The organism is Streptomyces sp. NBC_00271 (genome assembly GCF_036178845.1).
Taxonomy (GTDB): domain Bacteria; phylum Actinomycetota; class Actinomycetes; order Streptomycetales; family Streptomycetaceae; genus Streptomyces.
The window spans coordinates 3,386,283-3,411,783 of the sequence record NZ_CP108070.1 but is presented as its reverse complement, the minus strand read 5'-3'; the positions used below and the strand labels follow the sequence as shown (position 1 = coordinate 3,411,783).

Genomic DNA, 25,501 nt, shown 5'->3' with positions numbered 1-25,501 from the left:
TGAATCGGGTGCTGCGAGAAGTCGGTGGGCGCGTCAGTGGGCGCGAGGTGGTCGCTGGATGTGCGCGAACGGGGTGCGATCGGATACGAAGGGTTCATGGCGGTCTTCGTCGCGCTCGGCGCGTTCCTGATGACGCTGGCCGGCGGCTGGACGGCCCAGCGGGTCACCGACCGCCGCCACCTGGTGCTGGGCCTGGCGGGCGGGCTGATGCTCGGCGTGGTCGGCCTGGATCTGCTCCCGGAGGCGCTGAGCGCGGCGGGTGAGGAGGTGTTCGGCGTACCGGCGGCCTTGCTGCTGTTCGTCGCCGGGTTCCTGTTGGCCCATTTGGTGGAACGTCTGCTGGCCGCCCGGCAGGCCGCGCACGGCGGCGAGGAGCACGACGGACGCGCGCCCGAGGTGGGCCTGACGGCCGCCGCGGCGATGGTCGGGCACAGCGCCATGGACGGCGTCGCGATCGGCGCCGCCTTCCAGGTCGGCGGCGGTATGGGGCTTGCGGTCGCGCTCGCGGTGATCGCCCACGACTTCGCGGACGGCTTCAACACGTACACGATCACGAGCCTGTACGGGAACGCGCGCCGCAAGGCGATCACGATGCTGTTCGCGGACGCGGTGGCCCCGGTGATCGGCGCCGCGTCGACCCTGTTCTTCACCATCCCGGAGAAAGCGCTCGGCTGCTATCTCGGTCTCTTCGGCGGCGTACTGCTGTATCTGGCCGCCGCCGAGATCCTCCCCGAGGCGCACCACGAGCACCCGGCCCGCTCGACCCTGCTGTGCACGATCGCGGGCGCGGGGTTCATCTGGCTGGTGGTGGGTCTCGCCGGAAGCGGGTGATCTTCCGAGGCTCACAGCTTCCCGCCGCGTTTGCCGTCGCGCCGGGCGGGCGCGATGAGGGTGGAGAGGTACGGCAGCGGTTCGCCGTCGAGGTCGGCGGCGGGCCGGATGGACTCGCCCTCAAGCCCGAGCGCGGACCCCCACACGGCGTCGTCGAGCCGCCCCGTCACCCGCAGCGCCTCCGCGACCTCGTGCGCCTGCCGCCCGAACTTGTACGCGACGACGGTCCCGGGCCCGTTGAGGGCGTCCTTGAGCACGGTGGCCCCGGCGGTCACCGGAACGAGGGTGAGCGGCTCGGTCCCTTCCGTGAGCACGGCCCCGGACCGGGCCGCCAGGTCCTGCATGGCGGTGATACCGGGCACGGTCTCGACGACCGTGCCGGGCACCAGCTCCCCGATGGTCTGCGCGAGATAGGTGAAGGTCGAGTACACGTTCGGATCGCCGATGGTCGCGAAGGCGACGGACGCGTGCCGCCGGAGCAGCTCCGCGACCCGTGTGCCCGCGGCGTCCCAGGCGGCCTCGCGCCGTCCCCGGTCGGTTCGCTCGTTGAGCGCGAACACGACACGGACGACCTTCTCCTCGGGCACGTAGTGCAGCACGGTGGCCTCCGCGCGCCCCGGCTCTCCGCCGTCCTTGCCATCGGGCGCGGCCATCACCGGCACGACCACGACCTCGGCGGCACGCAGCGCGTTGACGCCCTTGACGGTCACCAGCTCCGGGTCACCGGGACCGACCCCGATTCCGATCAGCTTGCTGCTCATGACGTCCGGCACCTCTCCACGAACCGACGGGCGACACCGGGCTGTGACGCCCAGTGCGTGTGCAGATAACTCGCGTGCACACCTTGTTGTACGAAACCTTCGACGCGCCGCTCAGGGGCGCGCACCCCCCAGGCGGGAGCCGCCCCGGCTCCCGGCTCGACGACGGTCCGGTGGAACTCGTGCCCCCGCATCCGCGTCCCGGCGACGGCGAGCGCGCTGTCACTCACGGCCACGGCGTCCCGATAGCCCAGGGTGAGCCGCTCGCTCATCCGGGCCGAGACGTCGAGCACGCCGCACATGGGCTGCCCGTCGAGCTCGCGCGAGAGATACAGCAGCCCGGCGCACTCGGCGGCGACGGGAGCCCCGGCGAACGCCAGCTCGGCCACGGCCTTGCGCAACGGCTCGTTGGCGGACAGCTCGGGCGCGTACACCTCGGGAAACCCCCCGCCGATGACCAACCCGCCGGTACCGTCCGGCAGTTGTTCGTCCCGCAGCGGGTCGAAGGTGACGACTTCGGCTCCCGCGGCGGTCAGCAACTCGGCATGCTCGGCGTAGGAGAAGGTGAAGGCGGCCCCACCGGCGACAGCGACCACCCTCAGCCCGTCCGGCGTTTGAGGACGAGGCCGTTCAGGCCGATGGCGGGGGTCTGAGGGCGCAGCCCCCAGGGTGGGGACGGGAAGGGGCGGCGGGGGCGAAGAAGCAACCACCTCAGCCGCGTCCCAAGCCGCACCCGACAACTCACCCGCACCACGCGCCAACGCGTACAACGCGTCCAGATCACACCCGCGCCGCACCTGCTCGGCCATCGCCCCCACGGCGTCCACGGCATCCGAGCGCCGCTCGGCGACAGGAACCAGCCCCAGATGCCGAGCGGGCGTGTCCACCTGCGCGGCCCGCCGCAGGCACCCCAGCACCGGCACCCCGGACTCGTCCAGAGCCTCCCGCAGCATCTCCTCATGCCGCGACGACCCCACCTTGTTGAGGATCACCCCCGCGACCCGCACCTCGGGATCCCAGGAAGCGAACCCGTGCACCAGCGCGGCCACGGACCGGGACTGCGCCGACGCGTCGACGACCAGCACCACCGGCGCCCGCAGCAACTTCGCCACCTGCGCCGTGGACGCGAGCTCACCCTCCCCGGCGGCCCCGTCGTACAGCCCCATCACACCTTCGACGACCGCGAGATCACATCCGCGCGCCCCGTGCGCGAACAGCGGCGCGATCAACTCCGTGCCGCACAGATACGAGTCGAGATTCCGCCCCACGCGCCCGGTGGCGAGCGCGTGGTACCCGGGGTCGATGTAGTCGGGCCCCACCTTGTGCGGGGACACGGCGAGCCCCCGTGAGGCGAAGGCCGCCATCAACCCCGTGGCAACGGTGGTCTTGCCGCTCCCGGAAGAGGGCGCGGCGATGACCAGCCGAGGGACGGAAATCACCACTCGATGCCCCTCTGGCCCTTCTGGCCGGCGTCCATCGGATGCTTGACCTTGGACATGTCCGTCACGAGATCCGCGAACTCGACGAGCTTCTCCGGAGCGTTGCGCCCGGTGATCACGACATGCTGGGTCCCGGGCCGGTCCCGCAGCACGGCGACGACCTCGTCGACGTCCACCCAGCCCCAGTGCATGGGGTAGGCGAACTCGTCCAGCACATACAGCTTGTACGTCTCGGCGGCGAGGTCCCGCTTGACCTGCTCCCAGCCCTCGCGGGCCTTCTCCTCGTTGTCCATCTGGGAGTCGCGCTGCACCCACGACCACCCTTCGCCCATCTTGTGCCAGTCGACGGACCCGCCTTCGCCGGAGGCGCCGAGCACGCGCAGCGCGTTCTCCTCCCCGACCTTCCACTTCGCCGACTTGACGAACTGGAACACCCCGATGGGCCACCCCTGGTTCCAGGCGCGCAGCGCCAGCCCGAAGGCGGCGGTGGACTTGCCCTTCCCGATCCCGGTGTGCACCACGACCAGCGGCCGGTTACGGCGCTGACGGGTCGTCAGCCCATCCTCCGGTACGACACTCGGCTGCCCCTGCGGCATTACGCGGCCCTCCTCGAAGTCCCCTGCACATCGCGCACGAGCCCGGCGATTGCGTCGGCCCGCAACTCGTCCAACGTCACCGCCGTGCCGCCCAGTTCACCCGCGAGCCGCCCCGCGAGTCCCAGCCGCACGGGCCCCGCCTCGCAGTCGACGACCACGGAGGCGACCTGGTCGGCCGCGAACAGCCGCGCCGCCCGTTCGGCGAGCGCGACGGGCTCAGGGCCGCCGGTGGCCCGCCCGTCGGTCACCACGACGACCAACGGCCGCCGGGCGGCGTCCCGCAGCCGCTCGACCCGCAGCACGTCGTGCGCGCGCAGCAGCCCGGCCGCCAGCGGCGTCCGCCCGCCCGTGGGCAGCGACTCGAGGCGGGCGGCGGCCGCGTCCACGGACGAGGTGGGCGGCAACGCCACGTCGGCCGAGGACCCCCGGAAGGTCACGAGCCCCACCTTGTCCCGCCGCTGGTACGCGTCGAGCAGCAGCGACAGCACCGCGCCCTTGACGGCACTCATCCGCTGCCGCGCCGCCATCGACCCGGAGGCGTCCACCACGAACAGCACGAGGTTGCCCTCACGCCCCTCCCGGGTGGCCTGGCGCAGATCGTCCCGCCGTACGACGAGACCGCGCCCCGACCGCCCCCGCGCCCGCTGGTGGGGCGCCGCCGCCTGCACGGTCGCCGCCAGGTGCAGCTTGGTGAGCGCCCCTCGGGGCCGCCGCGACCCGGTGGTCCGCCCGTGCTCGGTCCGCGCCCGCGAACGCCGCCCGGCCGCGCCCTCGCCGAGCCCCGGCACGCTCAGCACCTTCGTGCGAAAGGGTTCGGCGGCCCGTACGGGGGACTGCTCACCGGCGCCCTGCGCGGCCGGCGCCTGTCCGTCGTCCGAGGGCTCGCCCCGCGCCGGCACGTCACCGGCGGGGGAGTCGCCGTCCGGCCCGTCCTGAGGCGGCTGCCCACCCCCACCGGGCCCGTCCGGATCCGGGTCCCCGTCCGGATCGTCGTCGGAAGGACCCTCCTCGGAAGAACCCTCGTCCGATCCCCCGAACTCCTCCAGCGTCTCGTCGAGCTTGTCCTCGTCGAGCCCCGGCGCGTCGAAGGGGTTGCGCCGCCGCCGGTGCGGCAGCGCGAGCAGCGCGGCCTGACGTACGTCCTCCGCCAGCACTTCGGTCCGTCCCGCCCACGCGGCGAGCGCGGTCGCGGTCCGTGCCATGACGATGTCGGCCCGCATGCCGTCCACCTCGAAGGCCGCGCAGGTCGCCGCGATCTGCCGCAGCGCCGGGTCCCCGAGCCGCACGGACGGCAACAGCTGCCGCGCCGCCACGATCCGGGCCCGTACGGCGGACTCCTCGTCGGCCCAGCGCGCCGCGAAGCCCGTCGGATCGTCGTCGTAGGCGAGCCTGCGCCGCACGACCTCGACCCGCTGATCGGGTTCCCGGGAGGCGGCCACCTCGACGGTCAGCCCGAACCGGTCGAGCAACTGCGGCCGCAGCTCGCCCTCTTCGGGGTTCATGGTCCCCACGAGCAGGAAGCGTGCCGCGTGCCGTACGGAGACACCCTCGCGCTCGACGTACGAGGCGCCCATGGCGGCGGCGTCCAGCAGCAGGTCGACCAGGTGGTCGTGCAGGAGGTTGACCTCGTCGACGTACAGGATCCCGCGGTGCGCGTCGGCCAGCAGCCCCGGCTCGAAGGCCTTCACGCCCTCCGCGAGCGCCCGCTCGATGTCGAGCGCGCCCACGAGCCGGTCCTCGGAGGCGCCGACGGGCAGCTCGACCATGCGGGCCGGCCGGGTCTCGAAGGCGCCCGGCTCGTGCGGACCGTCGGGACAGGCCGGGTCGGGCCCGGCCGGATCGCACGAGAACCGGCACCCGGCGACGACGTCCACCCCCGGCATGAGCGCCGACAGGGCGCGTACGGCCGTGGACTTGGCCGTGCCCTTCTCACCGCGGACGAGCACACCGCCCACGGCGGGCGACACGGCGTTCAGCAGCAGCGCGAGCCGCAGGTCGTCCTGGCCGACCACGGCCGTGAACGGGAACGGGGTACTCACTGGTCGTCGCCCTCCAAGTCGCCTTCGAGCTCCAGATAGGTGGCACGCAGCCGCTCCAGCGTGTCCGCGTCCGGCTCGGCCCACAGCCCCCGGTCGGCGGCCTCGAGGAGCCGCTCCGTGATGCCGCGCAGCGCCCACGGGTTGGACTTCTTCATGAAGTCCCGGTTCTCCGCGTCGAAGACGTACTCCGCGCTGAGCTTCTCGTACATCCAGTCGTCCACGACCCCGGCCGTGGCGTCGTAGCCGAAGAGGTAGTCGACGGTCGCCGCCATTTCGAAGGCGCCCTTGTAGCCGTGCCGTCGCATGGCGGCCATCCAGCGCGGGTTGACGACCCGGGCGCGGAAGACACGGTGGGTCTCCTCGCCCAGCGTGCGGGTCTTCACCTGGTCGGGTACGGCCGAGTCGCCGACGTACGCCTCCGGGCTCGCGCCCGTCAGGTGGCGGACCATCGCGACCATGCCGCCGTGGTACTGGAAGTAGTCGTCGGCGTCGACGAGGTCGTGCTCACGGGTGTCGACGTTCTTCGCGGCGACGGCGATGCGCCGGAACGCGATCTCCATGTCCCCGCGCGCCGCCCGCCCGTCCAGCCCGCGCCCGTACGCGTAGCCGCCCCACACCGCGTACACCTCGGCGAGGTCGGCGTCGGAGCGCCAGTTGCGGGCGTCGATCAGGGGGAGGAGACCGGCGCCGTACGCGCCCGGCTTGGAGCCGAAGATGCGGGAGGTGGCCCGGCGCCGGTCGCCGTGCTCGGCGGTGTCCTCGTCGGCGTGCGCGCGGACGTAGTTGCGGTCGGCGGGCTCGTCCAGCTCGGCCACCGCGCGCACCGCGTCGTCGATCAGGCCCACGACGTGCGGGAACGCGTCCCGGAAGAAGCCGGAGATGCGGACCGTGACGTCGATGCGCGGCCGGCCCAGCTCCTCCAGGCCCACCACGTCGAAACCGGTCACGCGGCGCGAGGCGTCGTCCCAGACCGGGCGGCAGCCGAGCAGCGCGAGGATCTCGGCGATGTCGTCGCCCTGGGTGCGCATCGCGGACGTGCCCCAGACCGTCAGACCGACGGACTTCGGGTACTCGCCCGTGTCCTGCAGGTACCGCTGCACCAGGGAGTCGGCGAGCGACTGCCCGACCTCCCAACTCAGCCTGGACGGGATCGCCTTGGGGTCGACGGAGTAGAAGTTGCGGCCGGTCGGCAGGACGTTAACCAGCCCGCGGGTCGGTGAGCCCGACGGGCCCGCGGGGACGTAACCGCCGTCCAGGGCGCGCAGGATGTGGGTGATCTCGTCCGTCGTCCGGGCCAGACGCGGCACGACCTCACGGCAGGCGAACTCCAGTACCGCGACGGCGTCGGGGAGTTCGACGCCCAGCACCTCCCGTACGAGAGCGGTGCTCTCGGACGTCACCCAGCCGCGCTCCTCCATGCCCTCCGCCATCCGGCGGCACAGCTGCTCCAGCAGGTCGATCGCGTCCGCCCCGGTCCGCGCCGGCCCCTCGACGAGGTCCGTCAGCTCGACCGGCACCTTCACCGGCGCGCCCGGCTCGGCGAGCAGCTCCTTCTCGACCAGGCCGAAGTACTCGGCGAGGCAGGCCCGCAGCCCCGGCAGCGCGTTCGCGGTGCCACCCCACACCTGGGAGGCGCGCAGCACGGCCAGCACGAGGTTGACGCGGGGCTCGGCCTCCGGGCCGCCGCCGAGGATGTGCAGACCGTCGCGGATCTGCACGTCCTTGATCTCGCACAGATAGCCGTCGATGTGCATGACGAACTCGTCGAACGCCGCGTCGTCCGGCTGGTCCTCCACATGCAGGTCGTGGTGGAGTTCGGCCGCCTTGACCAGCGTCCAGATCTGCGCGCGGACGGCCGGGGCCTTCGTCGGGTCCAGGTCGGACACGAGCGCGTACTCGTCGAGGAGCTGCTCCAGCTTGGCGAGGTCGCCGTAGGTGTCGGCGCGGGCCATCGGCGGTACGAGGTGGTCGACGACCGTGGCGTGGCCGCGCCGCTTGGCCTGGGTGCCCTCGCCGGGGTCGTTGACGATGAAGGGGTAGATGAGCGGGAGTTCACCGAGGACGGCGTCCGGCGCGCAGCCGCCGCTGAGCCCGAGGCCCTTGCCCGGCAGCCACTCCATCGTGCCGTGCTTGCCCATGTGCACGACGGCGTCCGCGCCGAAGCTGTTTTCGAGCCAGCGGTACGCGGCCATGTAGTGGTGCGACGGCGGCATGTCCGGGTCGTGGTAGATCGCGATCGGGTTCTCGCCGAAGCCGCGCGGCGGCTGGATCATCACGACGATGTTGCCGAACTGCAGGGACGCGAGCACGATGTCGTCGCCGTCGACGTAGAGGGAACCGGGCGGCTCGCCCCACGCGTCCAGCATGCCTTGCTTGAGATCCGGGTCCAGCTTGTCGAACCAGGCCCGGTAGTCGGCCAGCGGCACCCGTGCGGGCGCGGCGGCCAGCTGCTCCTCCGTGAGCCACTCGACGTCGTGGCCACCGGCGTTGATGAGCCGGTGGATCAACTCGTCGCCGTTGTCGGGGTGTCCCTCGACGACGTACCCGGCGTCCCGCAGCGCGTCGAGCACCCGTACCGCCGAGGCGGGCGTGTCGAGGCCGACCGCGTTGCCGACGCGGGAGTGCTTGGTCGGATAGGCGGTGAAGACGAGCGCGAGCTTCTTGTCGGCGTTCGGCTTGTGCTTCAGCCGGGCGTGCCGTACGGCGATTCCGGCGACGCGGGCGACCCGCTCGGGGTCGGCGACGTAGACCGGCACCTCGTCGGGCCCCTGCTCCTTGAAGGAGAAGGGGACGGTGATCAGACGGCCGTCGAACTCGGGGATCGCGACCTGCATCGCCGCGTCCATGGGGGAGAGGGCGGCGTCCGACGCGTCCCAGGCACTCCTGGACGAGGTCAGGCAGAGTCCTTGCAGCACGGGCACGTTCAGGTCGGCGAGCGCGCCGATGTCCCAGGCCTCCTCGTCGCCGCCCGCGGACGCCTCGGAGGCGTGTGTGCCGCCCGCCGCGAGCACGGTGGCGACCAGCGTGTCCGCCGTGCCGAGGATCTCGTACAGGGCCGCGTCCGCGCCGCGCAGCGAACCGCAGTACACGGCGAGCGCGTTGGCGCCGCGCGCCTCGATCGCGTCGCACAGCGTGTCCACGAACGCGGTGTTGCCGGACAGATGGTGGGCCCGGTAGAAGAGCACGCCGACGGTCGGGCGGCCCTCGACGAACGCGCGCTCGCCGTGGACGCCGTACTCCGGCATCTTCCGCGGCTCCTCGAAGCCCTCACCCGTGAGCAGCACGGTGTCGGACAGGAACCGGGCCAGCTCGGTGAGGTTGTCCGGGCCGCCCTCGACCAGGTAGCGCAGCGCCTCGGCGACGACACCGGCGGGCACCGACGACTCCGCCATCAGTTCGGCGTCGGGTACGGACTCCCCGCCGAGCAGCACGGTGGGGATGCCCGAGGCCTTCAGCTTCCGCAGGCCCTCCTCCCACGCACGCTTGCCGCCCAGGAGGCGTACGACGGCGATGTCCGCGCCCTCGACGAGGGACGGCAGTTCGCCCTCGACATCCACCCGGGTGGGGTTGCCGATCCGGTACGGGGCGCCGGAGGCACGCGCCGCCAGCAGATCGGTGTCGGCGGTCGACAACAACAACACTGTGCTCATGCGGGCGCTCCCGGTGGAATGAAAGGCAGTCCTTGCGGCGCGCCCGACTCGATGAGCCGCCACAGCGCGTCCGTGTCCGCGTGTTCCTCGATCAGATCGCCGAGCCGGTCGAGCTGCTCCTCGCGCAGCGCCGCGAACGACGTGTCGGCGGCCGGCACGAAACGACGGCCCGCGGCGGCCGCCACCTCGCGCAGGAAGGCACGCCGGAAGCCGTCCGACTCCAGCGAGCCGTGCCAGTGCGTGCCCCAGACGGCGCCGACCCGGCAGCCGTCCAAGAAGGGCTCACCGCCCGTCACATCGGCGACGCCGTGATGGATCTCGTAGCCCTCGACGTGCTCGCCGAGCGCCTCCCCGACGGGCCGGGTCAGGGTCTTCTCGCGTGCGAACCGCACCCGGACCGGCAGGAGTCCGAGCCCGTCGACCTGACCGGCGCGCGACTCGACCTCGTCCTCGATGTGCTCGCCGAGGACCTGGAAACCGCCGCAGATGCCCAGCACGGGCCGCCCCTCGGCGGCTCTGCGCAGGATGGCGTCCGCGAGTCCGCGCTCGCGCAGCCACTCCAGCGCCTTCACCGTCCCCCGGGTCCCGGGGACGACGACGAGGTCGGCGTCGGCCAGCTCCTCGGCCCGGTCCACGAACCGCACCACGACACCCGGCTCGGCGGCCAGCGCGTCCACGTCCGTGAAGTTGGACATCAGCGGGATCGCGCAGACGGCGACGCGCAGCACGTGCTCGCCGACGGGGGAGGTCACTCGGGACTCCCGGACCGCTCCCCGCAACGACACCCGCAGCCCGTCCTCCTCGTCGATGCCGAGGCCGTGTCGGAAGGGCAGGACGCCGTACGTAGGCCGCCCGGTGAGGCCGTGGAGCATGTCGAGCCCCGGCTCCAGCAGGGAGACGTCCCCCCTGAACTTGTTGACGAGGAACCCGGCGACGAACTCCTGGTCCTCCCGCGACAGCAGCGCGACCGTCCCGAAGAACGAGGCGAACACACCCCCGCGGTCGATGTCGCCGACGACGAGCACGGGCAGCCGCGCATTGCGCGCGATCCCCATGTTCACGATGTCGGTCCGCCGCAGATTGATCTCGGCAGGACTGCCGGCCCCCTCACAGATCACCGCGTCATACGTGCCCCGCAACTCGGCGAGACAGTCCAGCACGGTGGTGAGGAGGGCTTCCTGCCGCCCACCGTGGTAGCCACGGGCGGTCATCTCGCCCACGGGCTTTCCCATGAGGACGACCTGACTGCTCCGGTCGCTGCCCGGCTTGAGCAGCACGGGGTTCATGAGCGCGGTCGGCTCCACCCGGGCGGCCTGCGCCTGCATGGCCTGCGCGCGCCCGATCTCGGCGCCCTCGCGCGTCACGAACGAGTTCAGGGACATGTTCTGCGCCTTGAAGGGCGCGACCTTGACGCCGTGGCGCACCAGCCACCGGCAGATCCCGGCGGTCACGACGCTCTTGCCGGCGTCGGAGGTGGTCCCGGCGACGAGCAGCCCGCCGCTCATGACGTACGCCCCTTCCTGAGAAGCCTCTGTGCGAGCAGCCGTCCGCCGGCGCTCACGCCGAGGGCGAGCCAGCCGACACGCCGTGACAGCCGTACGGCCCGCTCGATGTCGTCGACGTGCACGGCGCGTCCGGCGCCGTTGAGTTCGGGCCGGTGCTCGACGCGCCCGCCGTAGGAGAGGGTGCCGCCCAGGCGCACCCCGAGCGCCCCCGCGAACGAGGCCTCCACGGGCCCGGCGTTGGGGCTCGGATGCTTGACGGCGTCGGCGCGCCAGGCTCGCAGGGCCCCTCGGGGACTGTCACCCGCGAGGGCGGCGAGCACGGCGGTGAGACGAGCCCCCGGCCATCCGGCGACGTCGTCGAGCCGGGCCGAGGCCCACCCGTACCGCCGGTATCTGGGCGACCTGTGACCGACCATGGCGTCAAGGGTGTTGACGGCCCGAAAGCCGACGAGCCCCGTGACTCCGCCCACGGCACCCCACACCAGGGCGCCCACCACGGCGTCGGAGGTGTTCTCGGCGACGGACTCGACGACGGCGCGCGCGATGCCGTCGGCGCCGAGGGCCTGGGGATCCCGTCCGCACAGATGCGGCAGCCGCTCCCGGGCCGTCTCGATCTCCCCGTCCGCGAGGGCGTCACCGATCGCCCGGGCCTCCCGCCCGAGCGTGGTGCCCCCGACGACGGCCCAGGTGGCGGCGGCCGTCAGCGCGAGGGACGCGGCACGTGAGGGGCGTACGGCACGGCAAGCGACGGCGGCGAGTCCGGCGGCACCTCCCACGCACACAGCGGTGTGCAGCGCGCCCCACCCGCGGTGGTCCCGCCACAGCACCCGCTCCACGGCTGCCGCGCTCCGCCCGAACACGGCGACCGGATGCCCCCGGCGGGGATCGCCGAGCAGCAGGTCACCGAGGAGGCCGGCGGCGGCGCCGTACGCGAAGACGCGATCGGCACGCACGGGGTCAGCCGACCGTCAGGTCGGGTGGAACCGTCGCTCGCAGGGCACTTGGGCAGCCGCGCATGGCGTTATGTCCTCACTCAGGGTGTCCGCGCCCTGGTTCGACGAGACCGGCGGGGAGAGTTCCTGGCTCCCGGGGAGTTCCTTCCCCGGTCACAGTGGCGGGACCGCGCCGGATTCACACCGGCTTCCTCTTCTGTCGCCGTACTTGGCTCCGGCAGTCCACCACGGGTTGGAAGACCCGTCAACTTGCCGTTGACCTGCGCGGGGAGAGTGTGCGAAGGCCCACATACAGGTGGGGTGCGGGACGGTGATCCGTCCCGCACCCCACTCGAAGTGCTGCCCGTTTTGGGTTACTTGCCGACGATCAGGAAGATGCCGTACGCCACCGCCGCGGCGCACGCCGCGAAGCAGACGTACGCGCCGGTGACCGCGAGGGTCGCGGAGCCGCCCTGGGCGGACGCGGACTCGCGCTTGGAGAGGCCGACGATGCCGAGGGTGAAGAGGCCGACGAGGCCGACGGTGGTCACGAGGCTGACTCCGAAGACGGAGCCGAGGGCTGCCCAGTCGATGTGCATGCTGTTCTGTCCTTACACCGTGGCCGGGCGGGTGGGCTCCGCGTCCGGGGACGGGATGGTGGTCTTCAGGTCGCCGGACAGGTCGCCGGTGACGGGGCCCGCGGGCGGCGGGGTGACGGCGGCGATCGCGGTGGTGACGACGCCCGCGGGCTCGGCGTCGACGTCGTTGACGTTGTCGACGGTGACCGGCTGGCGGCGGGAGAGCTTCCAGATGGTGCCGGCCCCGGCGACGAGCAGGGCGCCGGTGAGGACGATGCCCCAGGTGCCCTGCTTGGTGAGGAACTCGGCGGAGGCACCGGCCAGACCGGCGGCCGGCAGGGTCAGGCCCCAGGCGACGAACATCCGGGTCGCGGTCGACCAGCGGACCACTCCGCCCTTGCGGCCGAGGCCCGAGCCCATCACGGCGCCGGAGCAGACCTGGGTGGTGGAGAGGGAGAAGCCGATGTGCGAGGAGGCCAGGATGGCCGTCGCGGCGCTGGTCTGGGCGGCGAAGCCCTGCGGCGGCGCGAGGTCCGTGAGGCCCTTGCCCATGGTGCGGATGATGCGCCAGCCGCCCAGGTAGGTGCCGAGCGCGATGGCCGTACCGGCCGAGACGATGACCCACAGCGGGGGGTTCGAGCCCGGGGCAATGACGCCGCCGGTGACCAGGGCGAGGGTGATGATGCCCATCGTCTTCTGGGCGTCGTTCGTGCCGTGCGCCAGGGAGACCAGGCCGGCGGAGGCGATCTGGCCGGCGCGGTAGCCCTTGGCGGTCGCCTTCTCGTCGGCGCGGTTGCCGATCCGGTAGGTCAGCCGGGTGGCCAGCATCGCGGCGAGTCCGGCCACGATGGGCGCGGCGACCGCGGGGATGAGCACCTTGGTGACGACGGTCGAGCCGTTCACCGACGACCAGCCGGCCGACATGACCGCGGCGCCGATCAGGCCGCCGAACAGTGCGTGGGAGGAGCTGGAGGGCAGACCCAGAAGCCAGGTCAGCAGATTCCAGAGGATGGCGCCGACGAGCGCCGCGAAGATCACTTGGACGCGTATGCCCTCTTCGTTGATGATCCCGCCGGAGATCGTCTTGGCGACCTCCACGGAGAGGAACGCGCCGACGAGGTTCAGCACGGCGGACATGGCCACCGCCGTCTTGGGCTTCAGGGCGCCGGTCGAGATGGTGGTCGCCATCGCGTTGGCAGTGTCGTGGAAACCGTTCGTGAAATCGAACACGAGAGCGGTGACGATCACGATTCCGAGGAGGAGCGTGATGTGTTCCATTTACCCAGGCTTCTGTTTGGCGTCAGTGGCAGGTGGACCGTAGGCAACCTGAGTGAACGGAAGATGAACTGGGGCGGGCGCTGGGGTGTCTCAAACGGTGGACCGCCCCTCCGCTTGTAATGACCAGTGTGCGGGAGGGGCGGCCTGACCTTTGACCAGATGTTCGAACGGAGGCGGAATTTCGGCTCCGCCGGGGGATTGTTCGAGGGCTTCTAGCCCGCGGCGAACTGCCTCAGCCGGGCCATGGATCCGTTGAAGAGATTCTGGTCACCCGGGAGCGTGCCGCTGTTGTCGTACTGCCAGAACGTCCACGTCGACCAGCCGGCCGGCAACGCGCCCGTGTCCGCCGAGTCGTAGCGGGCCAGCCAGAGGGCGTGGTTCGCGGCGAAGGCGCCGCTGCCGCCGGTGCAGGTGTTCCACCAGTGGGTGGTCGTGTAGATGACGGGACGGCGGCCGGTCTCCCGTTGGAGTTCGTCGCTGAACGCCTGGATCCAGCTCACGATCCTGGCCTTGCTCAGGCCGTAGCACTTGTGCTTCTTGTCGTACGGGTTGTACTCCATGTCGAGCGCGGGCGGCAGCGTCCAGCCGTCCGCGCGCCAGGCGCCGCCGTTGCGCACGAAGTGCGCGGCCTGGGTGGCGCCGGACGACTTGTCCGGCACCGCGAAGTGGTAGGCGCCACGGAGGATCCCCGCGTCGCGCGCTCCGTCGTACTGCCGGCCGAAGTACGGATTGCGGTACGTGTGGGACTCGGTCGCCTTCACATAGACGAACCGGGCGCCTTTCTCTTTCGCGCTCTGCCAGTCGACGTTCTTCTGGTGCGAGGAGACGTCGTGGCCCCTGGGTTTGGCCGCCGCGGCGACCGGGGCCCCGGCGAGGACGGTCCCCGCGGCGGTGAGCGCCGCCACGGCGGCCGTCGCCGCGAGCACGCGGGCGCGGCGAAGAAGTGGTTTGTGGTCACGGGCCATATGTCCCCCCGGAATGGCGACGTGCGTGACAAATCCCCCAGAGGCTATTGGAAGATCGTTGAAAGCCCGTCGATCGCCAGCCAATCACCCCGAGGGGGCGATATGTGCCGTTATGTGCCCTTACGGACGCTTGTCTTCCGCCCTAAAGTGCCCTCACCGACCGCGGGTTGACGTCCCTGCCTGGCAGGATCGCCACATGGCTGAGCAGCGGCGGGACGCACGGGAAGTGCGGGACGTGGGGGAGAGTGCGCCGGGCACGCGCGAGCGGGAGGTGGCGGCCGCGTGGGGCGAGCTCGTCGCGACGGCCCGCCGGACGGTGGCCGACGGTCTGGTCGTCGGCACGTCGGGCAACGTCTCCGTCCGGGTCGGCGACACGGTCCTGGTCACACCGACCGGAGTGCCCTACGACCGGCTGAGACCCGAAGACGCCGTCGGTGTGGACCTCGAGGGCCGGCAGGTCCTCGGTTCACTCGCCGCGACGAGCGAACTGCCGATGCACCTCGCGATCCACCGTGCCACCGACGCGCGGGCCGTCGTCCACACCCACGCCGCGCACGCGACGGCCGTCTCGACCCTCGTCTCCGAACTCCCCCTGATCCACTACATGGCGGGCGCCCTCGGCGGACCGGTCCGAGTTGCCCCCTATGCGACCTACGGCACCCCGGAGTTGGCCGAGAACATGCTCCAGGCCCTCACCGGCCGCACGGCCTGCCTCCTCCAGAACCACGGCACCATCGCCTACGGAGCCTCGCTGTCCCAGGCGTTCGACCGCACCGCCCAACTGGAATGGATGTCCCGCGTCTGGCTCCTGGCGTCGTCCGTGCCCGGCCTGTCCCCGACGCTGCTCTCGCCGGAACAGGTGGACGAGGCGGGGGAGCGGCTGGGGCGCTACGGGCAGGGAGACGGGGCCGGCCCCCGCTGATCCGGCGCGGCGTACCGGCCTGGCGGTGCGGGTTGTACCGACCCGGCGGTGCCGGTGCGCGCGCAGCGCCTGAGAACGAGCCCGCGCACCCCAAGGCGGGAGTCCACCGCCCGCTCCGGCTGGCCGACCGGGGGCCGGGCCGGGAGACTGAACCCGTGCGTACTGTCAAAGCGACGGCCGCGGCCGTCTCCGTAGCCCTGGCCGCGGGCGCAGCCTCCGTGGCGGCGGGCCGGTTCGCCAGCGACGCCGCTCTGAAGGCGCCGCCCGGCAGGCCACTGCCCACCGAGCCCCGGCTCACCGTGCACTCCACGGCCGCGGGCCGGATCACGCTCACCCGCGACCTGGCCTCCCTGCGGCCGGGACGGTACGGCCTCACGGGCGACGGCTCCCACGCGGTCGTCGGTCCCGTCCTGGACGACGTACACCACACCGCCGACACGGTCGTACGCCGCCTCGAACGCGTCACCCACGGCACCCTGGAGCCCGGCGACAAGGCGTGGCTCACCCCGAACCTGCACATCGGCAACCCCAGCAGCGCCCTCGGCCTCGACCACGCCGACGTGGACGTCCCCGGCGAGCTCGGCCCGCTGCCCGCCTGGTTCGTGCCCGGCACCCGCGACACCTGGGTGATCACGACGCACGGGCTCGGCACCACCCGCGAGCTGCCGATGAACGTGATGGAGTTCCTGCACCGCAACCAGCTGCCCGTGCTCGACCTCGCCTACCGCGGCGACCTCGGCGCACCCCGCTCCCCGGACGGCCTCAGCCACCTCGGCGAGACCGAGTGGCGCGACCTGGACGCCGCCGTGCGCTACGCCGTGCGCTACGGCGCCGAGCAGGTCGTCCTGTACGGCTGGTCCATCGGCGCCACCATGGCCCTGCGCACCGCGGCGCACTCCGCCCTGCGCGAGCGGATCTCCGGGCTGATCCTGGACTCGCCCGTCCTCGACTGGGGAGCCACGCTGCGCGCCCTCGCCTCGGCCCGCCACACGCCCAGCGCCCTGCTGCCCCTCGCGGTCCGTGCCGCGCAGGGCCGCACCGGTCTGCACGGCGACCGCATCCAGGAGGCCGCCGACCCCGGCCAGCTCAAGGTCCCGACCCTGATCGTGCACGGCCCGGACGACACCATCGCCCCCTGGGGCCCCTCGCGCCGCCTCGCCGAGCGCCGCCCGGACCTGGTCACCCTGCACACGGTCCCGAACGCCTCCCACGGCGCCATGTGGAACGCCGCCCCCCATTACGAAGAGGCCCTACGCCGCTTCCTCACCCCTCTCATGTAGCCACCCCACAAGGCTTCCGGTTGGGCCCCGGTCAACTCGTGCGAGGCTTCGCTCACACGTGTCGAGCCCTCTCGGAACCCTGTCCATTGGCCACCCCTGTCGCCTGCTGTGACATTCCGTTTGGGTTTTCGGACCGTCAACCGGAAGACTGCACCCGTGACGTCCCGTAACCCGCGCGACTCCAGGCTCCGAATCGTCCGCTCGCGCCCCCTGGCTTCCGCCCCCCGAGCGGTGACCCAGCGCAGCTCGCGCCGACCCGCACCCCGGCCCCCCGAGGGCACCCCGCCCCCCGCGGAACTGGCCCGCATGGCCCGCACCGGCCTCGCCGCCGCGGCCCGTGTCGCCCGCTGGGCCGACGCCTCGCTCGGCCCGGGGAGCGACGGCGCGACCCCCGACGGCAAGGGCACCCTCGCCGACGCGACCGCGGAACGGGCCGCCGAGGAGTTGGGCCTGACCCCGGCTCAGGTCCGCGCGGACTGGGACACCGCACGCCTCGCCGGCCTCGTCGAGGTGCACGGCGACATCGCCCGCCCCGGCTGGCGACTGCGCGCCTGGAACCGCGACGACAGCGCCGTCCTGCGCGGCTGGGTCGCCCTCTTCGACGCCTGGTCGCTCGCCCACCCCGAGCCGGCCGACCGCGAGGCGTCCGCCGTCGCCGAGGTCGTCTCCGCGATGCCCCAGGTGCTCTCCTTCCTCCAGCTCTCCGCCGGGCCCGTCCCCATGGAGCAGCTCCTCGACCTCCTCGAACAGCGCGTCACCGAACTGCGCACCGAGCGCTGCGAGATCCCCTACGGCCCCCAGCCGGAGCCCGTCCCGGAGGCCGCCGAGATCGCGGACACCCCCCTCGAGCCCCTCCTGGACTGGGCCCTGCACGCGCTCGCCTCCGTCGGCGCGCTCACCTGCGCCGACGGGCAGGCCACGCTCACCCCGCTCGGCAGCTGGGCGGTCTGGGTCAAGCTGGAGCAGATCTGCGTCGCCGCGCAGAGCCCCGCCGGGAACATCGAGCAGCCCGCCTCGGACATGCTCCGCGGCTGCGCCCAGCTGCGCCCGAACGCGGCCCGCGCCGAGTACCGCGCCTGGCTCGCCGCGCGTCCCGTCGGCGGCGCCGTCACCGAACTCCTCGAAGCCGCCCGCGGCGAGGACGCCCTCACCCGCGGCCTCGCCTTCGAGGCGCTGCGTGTGGTCGGCGCCCCCGCCGAGCCCGACGTACGCGCCGTGGCCGACGAGTCCTGGCTGCGCCCCTACGCCCTGCTGTGGCTCGCCGAGCACGACGGCCACGACCCGGAGGACGCCCACGAGGTCCTCACCCGCGAAGAGTCCACCTGGCTCTGGGTCGACACCGCCGCCGCCGTCGCCGACCACGGTGAGGCGCCGCTTCTTGTGCGCCATCTGGAGTCCGCGGTACAGCCCACCGTGCCCGCGCTCCTCGACGAGGTGCGCGCCGTCGGCCATCCCCGCACCGTCCAGGTCCTGGTCGCGCTCGCCGCCGCCCACCCGGACCCGGCCCTCGCCAAGGCCGTACGCCGCGCCGCCTTCCAGGTCCACACCGGAGGCAGCTAGGGCCTGTCCGGCGGATCGGCCCCGCACCCCGCACCCCGGGGTCAGCCCCGTATCTCCGGGGCGTACGTGCCGAAGCTCCAGATGTTGCCCTCGGTGTCCCGGGCCAGGTAGTCCCGCGAGCCGTAGTCCTGGTCGGTCGGGGGCATGAGGATCTCCGCGCCGTGGTCCACGGCGCGCTGGTGGTGCGCGTCGACGTCGTCCACGACCACGTACACCCCCGCGGGGCCCGCGTCCTTCATCGCGCCGTCGAAGACGCCACCGCGGCCCTTGGAGCCGAGCATCACCGCGCCGTTGCCCTGGACCAACTCGGCGTGCATCACCGTGCCGTCCTCACTCTCGTACACCGAGGCCTCCGAGAAGCCGAAGGCCTCCGTCAGCTGCCTGATCGCGGCTTTCGCGTCCGCGTACAGCAGCGTCGGGTAGATGCTCGGGCGCCCGCCGTCCGTACCTGCCATGCCGATCACTCCCACCGGAACTCGTCCTGCTGGGCCGGAATGTCACCCGCTGCCCAGTCTTGCACCGGCCACTGACAACGCCCCGGAGAGCCGACGCCGCCCGGAACGCGCCGCATCCGCGGACTTCTCCTCGCCCCGTCCGAGCCCTCAGCGGAAGGTGTTGCACTGCGCCATGTCGCCGGTGCGATAGCCCTGGTAGAACCACTGCTGCCGCTGCGCGGACGAGCCGTGCGTCCACGTCTCCGGGGTCACCCGCCCCTGGAACTCCCGCTGGATCCGGTCGTCGCCGACGGCGGCCGCCGCGTCCAGTCCGTCCCGGATGTCGGCCGGAGTGAGGTTCTTGATCAACGGCCTGCCCGTCGACGGGTCCTTCGTCGTCGTCGCGTGGTGCGCCCACACCCCGGCGTAGCAGTCCGCCTGCAGCTCCACCTTCACCGAGTTGCTGTTCGCGCCCGTGACACCGCTCTGGGCCCTGCCCAGCGTCCCCATCAGGTCCTGCACGCGGTGCCCGTACTCGTGCGCCACCACGTACGCCTGCGCGAACGGCCCGCCGCTGGAGCCGAACTTGGTCCGCAGGTCGTCGAAGAAGCCCAGGTCCAGATAGACCTTGCGGTCACCGGGACAGTAGAAGGGCCCGACCGCCGAGGTCGCGGTGCCGCACGCGGTGTTCACCCGCCCGCTGAAGAAGACGGTCGGCGAGCGCGTGTACGTACCGCCGCGTCGCGCGAACTCCTGCGCCCAGAAGTCCTGCACGCTGTTGACCACCGCCACCATCCGGCAGTCCTCCCTGGCGTTCGCGTCCCGCCCCTTCCGGCAGGTCTGCTTGATCTGGTCGAGCGAGGAAGTGGTCACCGCGGGCTGGTCGTTGCCGGAGGACAGCCCGAGCTGATCGGGCCCGACGCCGAAGAACAGCCCGAGGATCAGGGCGATCAGACCCGCGATGCCACCCCCGACGGTCGCCCTGCCCCCAGGGATCCGGCTGCCGCGCACATCCTGCACGTCGGAGGTGTCCAGGTCGGCGTCGTCGTCGAACTGCATGGGCACACCACCCTCTGCGTACGGCTTCGCACCTCGGCGTACGTCGCTCCGTGGCGCCATCCTCGTACGCCCGCACGGGTCCGGCGCCGGGCGGAGGGCCGAACGGGCGACACGCCCCCGCCGCCCGCCGTGTCCCGACGGGCGTTCCCACCGCCCACGCCTACGCTCTGCGCCTGATCCGTGCGCCTGGACGGCCGGACAGGTCCTGGGAGCGGCGAGCGGCGCCGATGGGGGCGAGGTGATGGCTGTGCCGGTCGAGGCGGCGGAGGCGGAACAGTCCGCCCCGGCGACCACGGACCCCCCGGCCCCCCGGCTCCGTTCCCCCGCCGCCTGCCGCCGCGCCGCCCGCGCCCTGCTCCCCGTCGCCGTCGCCCTGCTGCTCACCGCGGCCCACGAAGCGCGTCCCGCGCCCTACGGGGACCGTCTCATCGCCCACATGCGCGTGGCGCACGGGCACGGGACACGACAGCCCCCGCTGCGCGCCACGAAGGCGGCCGTCGAGGCCTACGACGGGACGACCGGCCACCCCCGCTGGACCTACGCGCGTGAGGGTCGCCGTCCGGTGGCCGTGCTCCCCGCGCGCGGGCACGCGATCGCGCTGTGGGACGACGGACTGGTCACCGACACCGCGCGCGGCGACGGCAGCGCCGTGCGCTGGCACCGGGCCCTTCCCGGGGCCGCCGGGTGGCTCGCGGACCACGGGGCGAGCGGGGTGCTGCAGCCCCTGGGCACCCGCATGCTCGCCGTCATCACCCCGCGGCGCGTCGCCGCCTACCGCATCGCCGACGGCGACCTGCGCTGGACGCTGCCCGCCCGGTACGGCTGCTCCTTCGCCCCCGAACGTGCGCTGCGTCACGGCGAGGCGCTCCTGATCGCGCAGCCCTGCGCCCCCGGCGACAGCTGGACCACCGAGCTCGTCGCCGTCGACGACCTGGGCAGAGTCACCCCGCACCGCACGCCGCTGGGCAACGTGTGGCAGGGCGAGCGTCACAGTGCGGAACACGCTCACCCAGGGAAAGTGGTTGCACGGCCCCGTTAGACTGGGGCCCATGGCCATTCTCCTCGCGCATTAGACGGCGGGAACGTCCTCAGCCGTCCACCCCGCCAACCACCCTGCCCTGGAGTCTGTCCGTGATCTCCGCCTCCGGTATCGAGCTGCGCGCCGGCGCCCGCATCCTCATCGAGTCCGCTACCTTCCGCATCACCAAGGGCGACCGCATCGGCCTGGTCGGCCGCAACGGCGCGGGCAAGACGACCCTGACGAAGGTCCTGGCCGGCGAGGGCATCCCGGCCTCCGGCACCGTCGCCCGCTCCGGCGAGGTCGGCTATCTGCCCCAGGACCCCCGCACCGGTGACCTCGACGTCCTGGCCACCGACCGCATCCTCTCCGCGCGCGGCCTGGACACCCTGATCCGCAAGATGCGGGAGAACGAACAGCGCATCGCCAACGGCTCGGGCGCCACCCGCGAGAAGGCCATGCGGCAGTACGAGCGCCAGGAGACCGAGTTCCTCACCAAGGGCGGGTACTCCGCCGAGGCCGAGGCCGCCACCATCGCCGCCGCGCTCAACCTGCCCGACCGTGTGCTCGGCCAGCCCCTGCACACGCTCTCCGGCGGTCAGCGCCGCCGTGTCGAGCTGGCCCGCATCCTGTTCTCGGACGCCGACACGCTCCTGCTCGACGAGCCGACCAACCACCTCGACGCCGACTCGATCGTCTGGCTGCGCGACTACCTGAAGACCTACCGCGGCGGCTTCATCGTGATCTCCCACGACGTCGACCTCGTCGAGACGGTCGTCAACAAGGTCTTCTACCTGGACGCCAACCGCGCCCAGATCGATGTCTACAACATGGGCTGGAAGCTCTACCAGCAGCAGCGCGAGGCCGACGAGAAGCGCCGCAAGCGCGAGCGGCAGAACGCCGAGAAGAAGGCCGCCGCGCTGAACTCGCAGGCGGACAAGATGCGCGCCAAGGCCACCAAGACGGTGGCCGCGCAGAACATGGCCAAGCGCGCCGACAAGCTGCTGGCCGGCCTCGAGGCGGTCCGCGTCTCCGACAAGGTCGCCAAGCTGCGCTTCCCGGAGCCCGCGCCCTGCGGCAAGACCCCGCTGATGGCCGAGGGCCTGTCGAAGTCGTACGGCTCGCTGGAGATCTTCACCGATGTCGACCTGGCCATCGACAAGGGCTCGCGCGTGGTCATCCTGGGCCTCAACGGCGCCGGCAAGACGACCCTGCTGAAGCTGCTCGGCGGCGCCGAGCAGCCCGACACCGGCCAGGTCATAGAGGGCCACGGCCTCAAGCTCGGGTACTACGCGCAGGAGCACGAGACCCTCGACCCCGAGCGCACGGTCCTGGAGAACATGCGCTCTGCCGCCCCCGACCTGGATCTGGTCGAGGTCCGCAAGACGCTCGGCTCGTTCCTGTTCTCCGGCGACGACGTCGACAAGCCGGCCGGCGTTCTCTCCGGTGGCGAGAAGACCCGGCTCGCGCTCGCGACCCTCGTGGTCTCCTCGGCGAACGTCCTCCTCCTCGACGAGCCGACGAACAACCTGGACCCGGCCAGCCGCGAGGAGATCCTCGGCGCGCTGCGCACCTACAAGGGCGCCGTCGTCCTCGTCACCCACGACGAGGGTGCCGTCGAGGCGCTCCAGCCCGAGCGGATCATTCTGCTGCCGGACGGCGTCGAGGACCTGTGGGGCTCCGACTACGCGGACCTCGTCGCCCTCGCCTGAGCCCTCGTACGGCCTCCCGACCGCCCTGGGGCCGCCGTCAGCACGACGTGATCGAATGACTGATCCACTGCGTATGGATCATTCGGCCGATCCGTGATCCATCATCTGTGTGAGATCTCCTCGTACCGAGGTGTGTCCTACATTCATTTCGCGGCCGAGTCCTCTGTTCCCAAGGGCTCGGCCGTCTTGTGTCGCTGACCTGGCACTTCACGGAAGAACCCGTTCGGTCGTACGGACAGAGCAGTGCGGACCCTGTGATTCCACTTGTGAGGACGGGCTCCTGTCGTCAAAACCGTGTCTCACGGACCTTGCCGAATGGGTGGCCATGAAGCCCTTGAGGGGTGATCATGAGAAGTCCAGAGCGCACTTCCCATGAGGAGGCACGGGTGGCCGAGACTCTGAAGAAGGGCAGCCGGGTAACCGGCGCCGCGCGCGACAAGCTCGCGGCAGACCTGAAGAAGAAGTACGACTCCGGTGCGAGCATTCGAGCGCTGGCCGAAGAAACCGGCCGTTCGTATGGCTTCGTGCACCGGATGCTCAGCGAGTCGGGTGTCACGCTGCGAGGGCGTGGCGGAGCGACGCGGGGCAAGAAGGCCGCCTCGGCCTGAGGCCGGGCGTCCCCATCGGCTTCGGTGGTGGCCACCCGGTCGGTCGGGTGATCGACCGGGTGGTTACTGTGCAGTCACTTAGGTGTGTCCTCGTGTCCTTCACGAGGTACGCGTCTGATCCGACCGCACCCATCGGAGGCAGCCCATGGCTTCGCTCGACAACGATCTTGACCCCGTACTCGACAAGGACGGCGTACGGCTCACCGTCGACGACGCGATCGCCACGGTGACGCTGACCAATCCGGCCAAGCGCAACGCCCAAAGTCCTGCTCTGTGGCGGGCGTTGACGGAGGCCGGGCGGTCGCTGCCGGGCACTGTGCGTGTGGTGGTGTTGCGTGCCGAGGGCCAGTCGTTCTCGGCCGGGCTCGACCGGCAGGCGTTCACGCCCGAGGGGTTCGACGGCGAGCCGTCGTTCATCGACCTCGCTCGCGGGGCCGACGCCGAACTCGACGCGACCATCGCCGAGTACCAGGAGGCGTTCACCTGGTGGCGGCGCAGCGACGTCGTGTCCATCGCCGCCGTGCAGGGGCACGCCATCGGTGCGGGTTTCCAGCTGGCGCTCGCCTGTGACCTGCGCGTCGTCGCGGACGACGTGCAGTTCGCCATGCGCGAGACCAGCCTCGGGCTCGTTCCCGACCTGACGGGAACGCATCCGCTGGTGAGCCTGGTCGGATACGCCCGTGCGCTGGAGATCTGCGCCACGGGTCGCTTCGTGTCGGCCGAGGAGGCCGAGCGTACGGGGCTCGCCAATCTCGCGGTGCCCGTCGACCAGCTCGAGGATGCCGTGCGGGACCTCGCCGGTGCGGTGCTGGCCGCGCCTCGGGACGCGGTCGTCGAGACCAAGGCGTTGCTGCGGGGGGCGCAGGAGCGCACGTACGAGGAGCAGCGGGTCGCCGAGCGCGCGGCTCAGGCCCGGCGGCTGCGGGACCTTGCCGGCTTGGGGGAGTGAGGTCGTCTTTCGGCTGCGGGGGCTGGTCGCGCAGTTCCCCGCGCCCCTAGTGCGCTCTACTCGACGGATGTCACCAGGGCCGTCACTGACGGAGTGTCGGGGAGGGCGTCCGCAACCGCCGCTCTGACGGCTCTTGCCACGTCCACCGGTCGCTCCGTTGCCGCGACCGCCAGTTCGACGCGGACGTGGCGGCGGGCGAGGGCGGGATCCTTGCCGGGGACGCTCTCGATGTGCACCGGATGGCCCAGGACGTCCGTCAGGTGGAGTACCCCCGGCACGGAAAGGGCGGCGGTGGCCGCCCGGGCCTCGTCGGGGGTCGTCGGTACGGCGGCCGGAGGCGGGGCGGCGGGGCGTACGGCGGTCGGCGGCGCGGAGACGTCCCCCAGCTCCGTCACCTTCAGGTCGACCTCCGTGACCGTCAGGCCGAGGGCTTCGGCCGCCTCGGCCAGGGCCACGCGCAGGCGGGCCGCGGTCGTGGGAAGCGGCTCGACGCCGGGTGCCGTCGGATCCGCCCCGGCCGTGAACTCCGCGACGATACGCAGAGGGCCGGGCGGCAGCGCGCTGGGCGGCGGCGGTACGACGGGTTCGTGGGCCAGGTCCGGGTCCGCGAGGGCGATCCGGAGCGTGCCGAGGCGGACGGCGGGCACGCCGGCCGCCGCGCGCCGCAGGAACGCGTCGGCCGCCTCCTCGGCGATCCAGGCGCCGTCGCGCGGATGCCCGAGCGGGAGCAGGCGCCCGAGCCCGAGCTGCCGCCGCACTGCCTGAGTCCATCGATCCGCGGTCATTGCTCCAGCCTGCCGCATCCCTGGCGCGCGAGCCCGCAACCGCACCTACTGTGGGCAAGGAGGACGACCGAAAGGGACGTACGGCGATGACCGACATGACGGAGCAGAACCGGACGGACAGCCCCGGGAGCGAGAAGGAAGCCCCCCAGAGCCGCAAACCCGGGGTCACCAAGCGCGGCGGCGGTGATCCCGCGACCCGGGGGCGGACCACGATCGCCGACGGTGTGGTGGAGAAGATCGCCGGGCTCGCCGCCCGGGACGTGCTCGGTGTCCATGCGATGGGCAGTGGGCTGAGCCGGACCTTCGGGGCCGTGCGCGACCGAGTGCCAGGGGGATCGAAATCCGTCTCGCGCGGCGTCAAGGCCGAGGTCGGGGAGCTCCAGACCGCGCTCGACCTGGAGATCGTCGTCGAGTACGGCGTGTCGATCGCGGACGTCGCCCGCGCCGTGCGCGAGAACGTCATCGCGGCCGTGGAGCGCATGACGGGACTCGAGGTCGTCGAGGTCAACATCGCGGTGAGTGATGTGAAGCTTCCCGAGGAAGAAGACGAGGAGCCGGAGGCGCGGCTCCAGTGACCGGGCCGGTCGCGCAACGGCCCACGAC

Annotated in this window: 22 protein-coding genes and 1 riboswitch; of the genes, 9 read left to right on the top strand and 13 right to left on the bottom strand. The window is 72.2% G+C overall.

The genetic code is table 11. The features are described from left to right. Positions 1–96: 96 nt before the first annotated feature. Positions 97–831, top strand: a complete 735-nt coding sequence (locus tag OG798_RS15985; RefSeq protein ID WP_095858167.1) for a ZIP family metal transporter — start codon at positions 97–99, stop codon at positions 829–831. Positions 832–842: 11 nt separating this feature from the next. On the opposite strand, the gene cobI is transcribed toward OG798_RS15985, so the two are convergent. From cobI to OG798_RS15935, 10 genes are all read right to left on the bottom strand, one after another. Then, positions 843–1,592 carry a precorrin-2 C(20)-methyltransferase gene (gene cobI, locus OG798_RS15980; protein WP_328757227.1) on the bottom strand — a complete coding sequence of 250 codons (750 nt, stop codon included), beginning with the start codon at positions 1,590–1,592 and terminating at the stop codon, positions 843–845. Continuing rightward, positions 1,589–3,031 (bottom strand): cobyrinate a,c-diamide synthase, encoded by a 1,443-nt coding sequence (locus tag OG798_RS15975; protein ID WP_328757226.1) that lies wholly within the window; start codon positions 3,029–3,031, stop codon positions 1,589–1,591. The genes cobI and OG798_RS15975 overlap by 4 nt, the downstream gene beginning before the upstream one ends. Continuing rightward, a complete protein-coding gene (gene cobO / locus OG798_RS15970; protein WP_054232271.1) occupies positions 3,025–3,624 on the bottom strand; it encodes a cob(I)yrinic acid a,c-diamide adenosyltransferase in 600 nt (199 codons plus the stop codon). The genes OG798_RS15975 and cobO overlap by 7 nt, the downstream gene beginning before the upstream one ends. Beyond that, positions 3,624–5,663, bottom strand: coding sequence for a putative cobaltochelatase (locus OG798_RS15965; RefSeq protein ID WP_097226297.1), 2,040 nt, complete (start codon positions 5,661–5,663; stop codon positions 3,624–3,626). The genes cobO and OG798_RS15965 overlap by 1 nt, the downstream gene beginning before the upstream one ends. Then, positions 5,660–9,313, bottom strand: a complete 3,654-nt coding sequence (cobN, locus tag OG798_RS15960) for a cobaltochelatase subunit CobN (protein WP_328757225.1) — start codon at positions 9,311–9,313, stop codon at positions 5,660–5,662. The genes OG798_RS15965 and cobN overlap by 4 nt, the downstream gene beginning before the upstream one ends. Continuing rightward, entirely contained in the window at positions 9,310–10,818 is a 1,509-nt protein-coding gene (locus tag OG798_RS15955) for a cobyric acid synthase (protein ID WP_328757224.1), read from the bottom strand. The genes cobN and OG798_RS15955 overlap by 4 nt, the downstream gene beginning before the upstream one ends. Further along, the gene (locus OG798_RS15950) at positions 10,815–11,771 is read right to left on the bottom strand and encodes a cobalamin biosynthesis protein (protein WP_267061429.1); all 957 of its coding nucleotides are present in this window, start codon (positions 11,769–11,771) and stop codon (positions 10,815–10,817) included. The genes OG798_RS15955 and OG798_RS15950 overlap by 4 nt, the downstream gene beginning before the upstream one ends. A 101-nt stretch (positions 11,772–11,872) precedes the next feature. After that, a riboswitch (cobalamin riboswitch) is annotated at positions 11,873–12,013 on the bottom strand. Between the two features lie 111 nt (positions 12,014–12,124). Next, positions 12,125–12,349 (bottom strand): hypothetical protein, encoded by a 225-nt coding sequence (locus tag OG798_RS15945; protein WP_054232266.1) that lies wholly within the window; start codon positions 12,347–12,349, stop codon positions 12,125–12,127. A gap of 12 nt (positions 12,350–12,361) precedes the next feature. Then, positions 12,362–13,606, bottom strand: coding sequence for an inorganic phosphate transporter (locus OG798_RS15940; protein ID WP_067364481.1), 1,245 nt, complete (start codon positions 13,604–13,606; stop codon positions 12,362–12,364). Between the two features lie 212 nt (positions 13,607–13,818). Beyond that, the gene (locus tag OG798_RS15935) at positions 13,819–14,571 is read right to left on the bottom strand and encodes a lysozyme (RefSeq protein ID WP_328757223.1); all 753 of its coding nucleotides are present in this window, start codon (positions 14,569–14,571) and stop codon (positions 13,819–13,821) included. 196 nt (positions 14,572–14,767) lie between these two features. Between OG798_RS15935 and OG798_RS15930 the strand changes: the two genes are divergently transcribed. The 3 genes from OG798_RS15930 to OG798_RS15920 all read left to right on the top strand — a co-directional run bounded on the left by OG798_RS15930 (position 14,768) and on the right by OG798_RS15920 (position 18,333). After that, complete coding sequence (locus tag OG798_RS15930) at positions 14,768–15,493, top strand: class II aldolase/adducin family protein (RefSeq protein WP_121416547.1); 726 nt, start codon at positions 14,768–14,770, stop codon at positions 15,491–15,493. Positions 15,494–15,648: 155 nt separating this feature from the next. Beyond that, entirely contained in the window at positions 15,649–16,773 is a 1,125-nt protein-coding gene (locus OG798_RS15925; RefSeq protein WP_097226301.1) for an alpha/beta hydrolase family protein, read from the top strand. 156 nt (positions 16,774–16,929) lie between these two features. After that, positions 16,930–18,333, top strand: a complete 1,404-nt coding sequence (locus tag OG798_RS15920) for a hypothetical protein (RefSeq protein ID WP_179436620.1) — start codon at positions 16,930–16,932, stop codon at positions 18,331–18,333. 41 nt (positions 18,334–18,374) lie between these two features. Here the strand turns inward: OG798_RS15920 and OG798_RS15915 are convergent, their stop codons facing one another. Both OG798_RS15915 and ypfJ read right to left on the bottom strand, forming a co-directional pair. Beyond that, on the bottom strand, positions 18,375–18,788 hold the full coding sequence (locus tag OG798_RS15915; RefSeq protein ID WP_097227655.1) for a VOC family protein: 414 nt from the start codon (positions 18,786–18,788) through the stop codon (positions 18,375–18,377). A 147-nt stretch (positions 18,789–18,935) separates the two neighbouring features. Continuing rightward, positions 18,936–19,826 carry a KPN_02809 family neutral zinc metallopeptidase gene (ypfJ, locus tag OG798_RS15910; protein WP_095855389.1) on the bottom strand — a complete coding sequence of 297 codons (891 nt, stop codon included), beginning with the start codon at positions 19,824–19,826 and terminating at the stop codon, positions 18,936–18,938. A 241-nt stretch (positions 19,827–20,067) separates the two neighbouring features. On the opposite strand from ypfJ, the gene OG798_RS15905 reads away from it, so the two are divergent. The 4 genes from OG798_RS15905 to OG798_RS15890 all read left to right on the top strand — a co-directional run bounded on the left by OG798_RS15905 (position 20,068) and on the right by OG798_RS15890 (position 24,113). Next, positions 20,068–20,865, top strand: a complete 798-nt coding sequence (locus OG798_RS15905) for a hypothetical protein (RefSeq protein WP_267061426.1) — start codon at positions 20,068–20,070, stop codon at positions 20,863–20,865. A 92-nt stretch (positions 20,866–20,957) separates the two neighbouring features. Further along, on the top strand, positions 20,958–22,556 hold the full coding sequence (locus OG798_RS15900; protein ID WP_054232258.1) for an ABC-F family ATP-binding cassette domain-containing protein: 1,599 nt from the start codon (positions 20,958–20,960) through the stop codon (positions 22,554–22,556). Positions 22,557–22,942: 386 nt separating this feature from the next. Beyond that, on the top strand, positions 22,943–23,164 hold the full coding sequence (locus OG798_RS15895; protein ID WP_006123601.1) for a helix-turn-helix domain-containing protein: 222 nt from the start codon (positions 22,943–22,945) through the stop codon (positions 23,162–23,164). A gap of 145 nt (positions 23,165–23,309) precedes the next feature. After that, positions 23,310–24,113, top strand: a complete 804-nt coding sequence (locus OG798_RS15890) for an enoyl-CoA hydratase/isomerase family protein (RefSeq protein WP_095855390.1) — start codon at positions 23,310–23,312, stop codon at positions 24,111–24,113. A 56-nt stretch (positions 24,114–24,169) separates the two neighbouring features. Here OG798_RS15890 and OG798_RS15885 read toward each other — a convergent pair whose 3' ends face one another. Next, positions 24,170–24,898, bottom strand: a complete 729-nt coding sequence (locus OG798_RS15885) for a nucleopolyhedrovirus P10 family protein (protein WP_095855391.1) — start codon at positions 24,896–24,898, stop codon at positions 24,170–24,172. 86 nt (positions 24,899–24,984) lie between these two features. Between OG798_RS15885 and OG798_RS15880 the strand changes: the two genes are divergently transcribed. Continuing rightward, positions 24,985–25,473 carry an Asp23/Gls24 family envelope stress response protein gene (locus tag OG798_RS15880; protein ID WP_060902206.1) on the top strand — a complete coding sequence of 163 codons (489 nt, stop codon included), beginning with the start codon at positions 24,985–24,987 and terminating at the stop codon, positions 25,471–25,473. The last annotated feature ends 28 nt before the right edge of the window (positions 25,474–25,501 follow it).

What these genes read in the sequence shown, in the direction of transcription:
- OG798_RS15985 (WP_095858167.1), top strand. Translation starts at nt 97, where the DNA reads ATGGCGGTCTTCGTCGCGCTCGGCGCGTTCCTGATGACGCTGGCCGGC.
- cobI (WP_328757227.1), bottom strand. Translation starts at nt 1,592, where the DNA reads ATGAGCAGCAAGCTGATCGGAATCGGGGTCGGTCCCGGTGACCCGGAG.
- cobO (WP_054232271.1), bottom strand. Translation starts at nt 3,624, where the DNA reads ATGCCGCAGGGGCAGCCGAGTGTCGTACCGGAGGATGGGCTGACGACC.
- cobN (WP_328757225.1), bottom strand. Translation starts at nt 9,313, where the DNA reads ATGAGCACAGTGTTGTTGTTGTCGACCGCCGACACCGATCTGCTGGCG.
- OG798_RS15955 (WP_328757224.1), bottom strand. Translation starts at nt 10,818, where the DNA reads ATGAGCGGCGGGCTGCTCGTCGCCGGGACCACCTCCGACGCCGGCAAG.
- OG798_RS15945 (WP_054232266.1), bottom strand. Translation starts at nt 12,349, where the DNA reads ATGCACATCGACTGGGCAGCCCTCGGCTCCGTCTTCGGAGTCAGCCTC.
- OG798_RS15940 (WP_067364481.1), bottom strand. Translation starts at nt 13,606, where the DNA reads ATGGAACACATCACGCTCCTCCTCGGAATCGTGATCGTCACCGCTCTC.
- OG798_RS15935 (WP_328757223.1), bottom strand. Translation starts at nt 14,571, where the DNA reads ATGGCCCGTGACCACAAACCACTTCTTCGCCGCGCCCGCGTGCTCGCG.
- OG798_RS15930 (WP_121416547.1), top strand. Translation starts at nt 14,768, where the DNA reads ATGGCTGAGCAGCGGCGGGACGCACGGGAAGTGCGGGACGTGGGGGAG.
- OG798_RS15915 (WP_097227655.1), bottom strand. Translation starts at nt 18,788, where the DNA reads ATGGCAGGTACGGACGGCGGGCGCCCGAGCATCTACCCGACGCTGCTG.
- ypfJ (WP_095855389.1), bottom strand. Translation starts at nt 19,826, where the DNA reads ATGCAGTTCGACGACGACGCCGACCTGGACACCTCCGACGTGCAGGAT.
- OG798_RS15905 (WP_267061426.1), top strand. Translation starts at nt 20,068, where the DNA reads ATGGCTGTGCCGGTCGAGGCGGCGGAGGCGGAACAGTCCGCCCCGGCG.
- OG798_RS15890 (WP_095855390.1), top strand. Translation starts at nt 23,310, where the DNA reads ATGGCTTCGCTCGACAACGATCTTGACCCCGTACTCGACAAGGACGGC.
- OG798_RS15885 (WP_095855391.1), bottom strand. Translation starts at nt 24,898, where the DNA reads ATGACCGCGGATCGATGGACTCAGGCAGTGCGGCGGCAGCTCGGGCTC.
- OG798_RS15880 (WP_060902206.1), top strand. Translation starts at nt 24,985, where the DNA reads ATGACCGACATGACGGAGCAGAACCGGACGGACAGCCCCGGGAGCGAG.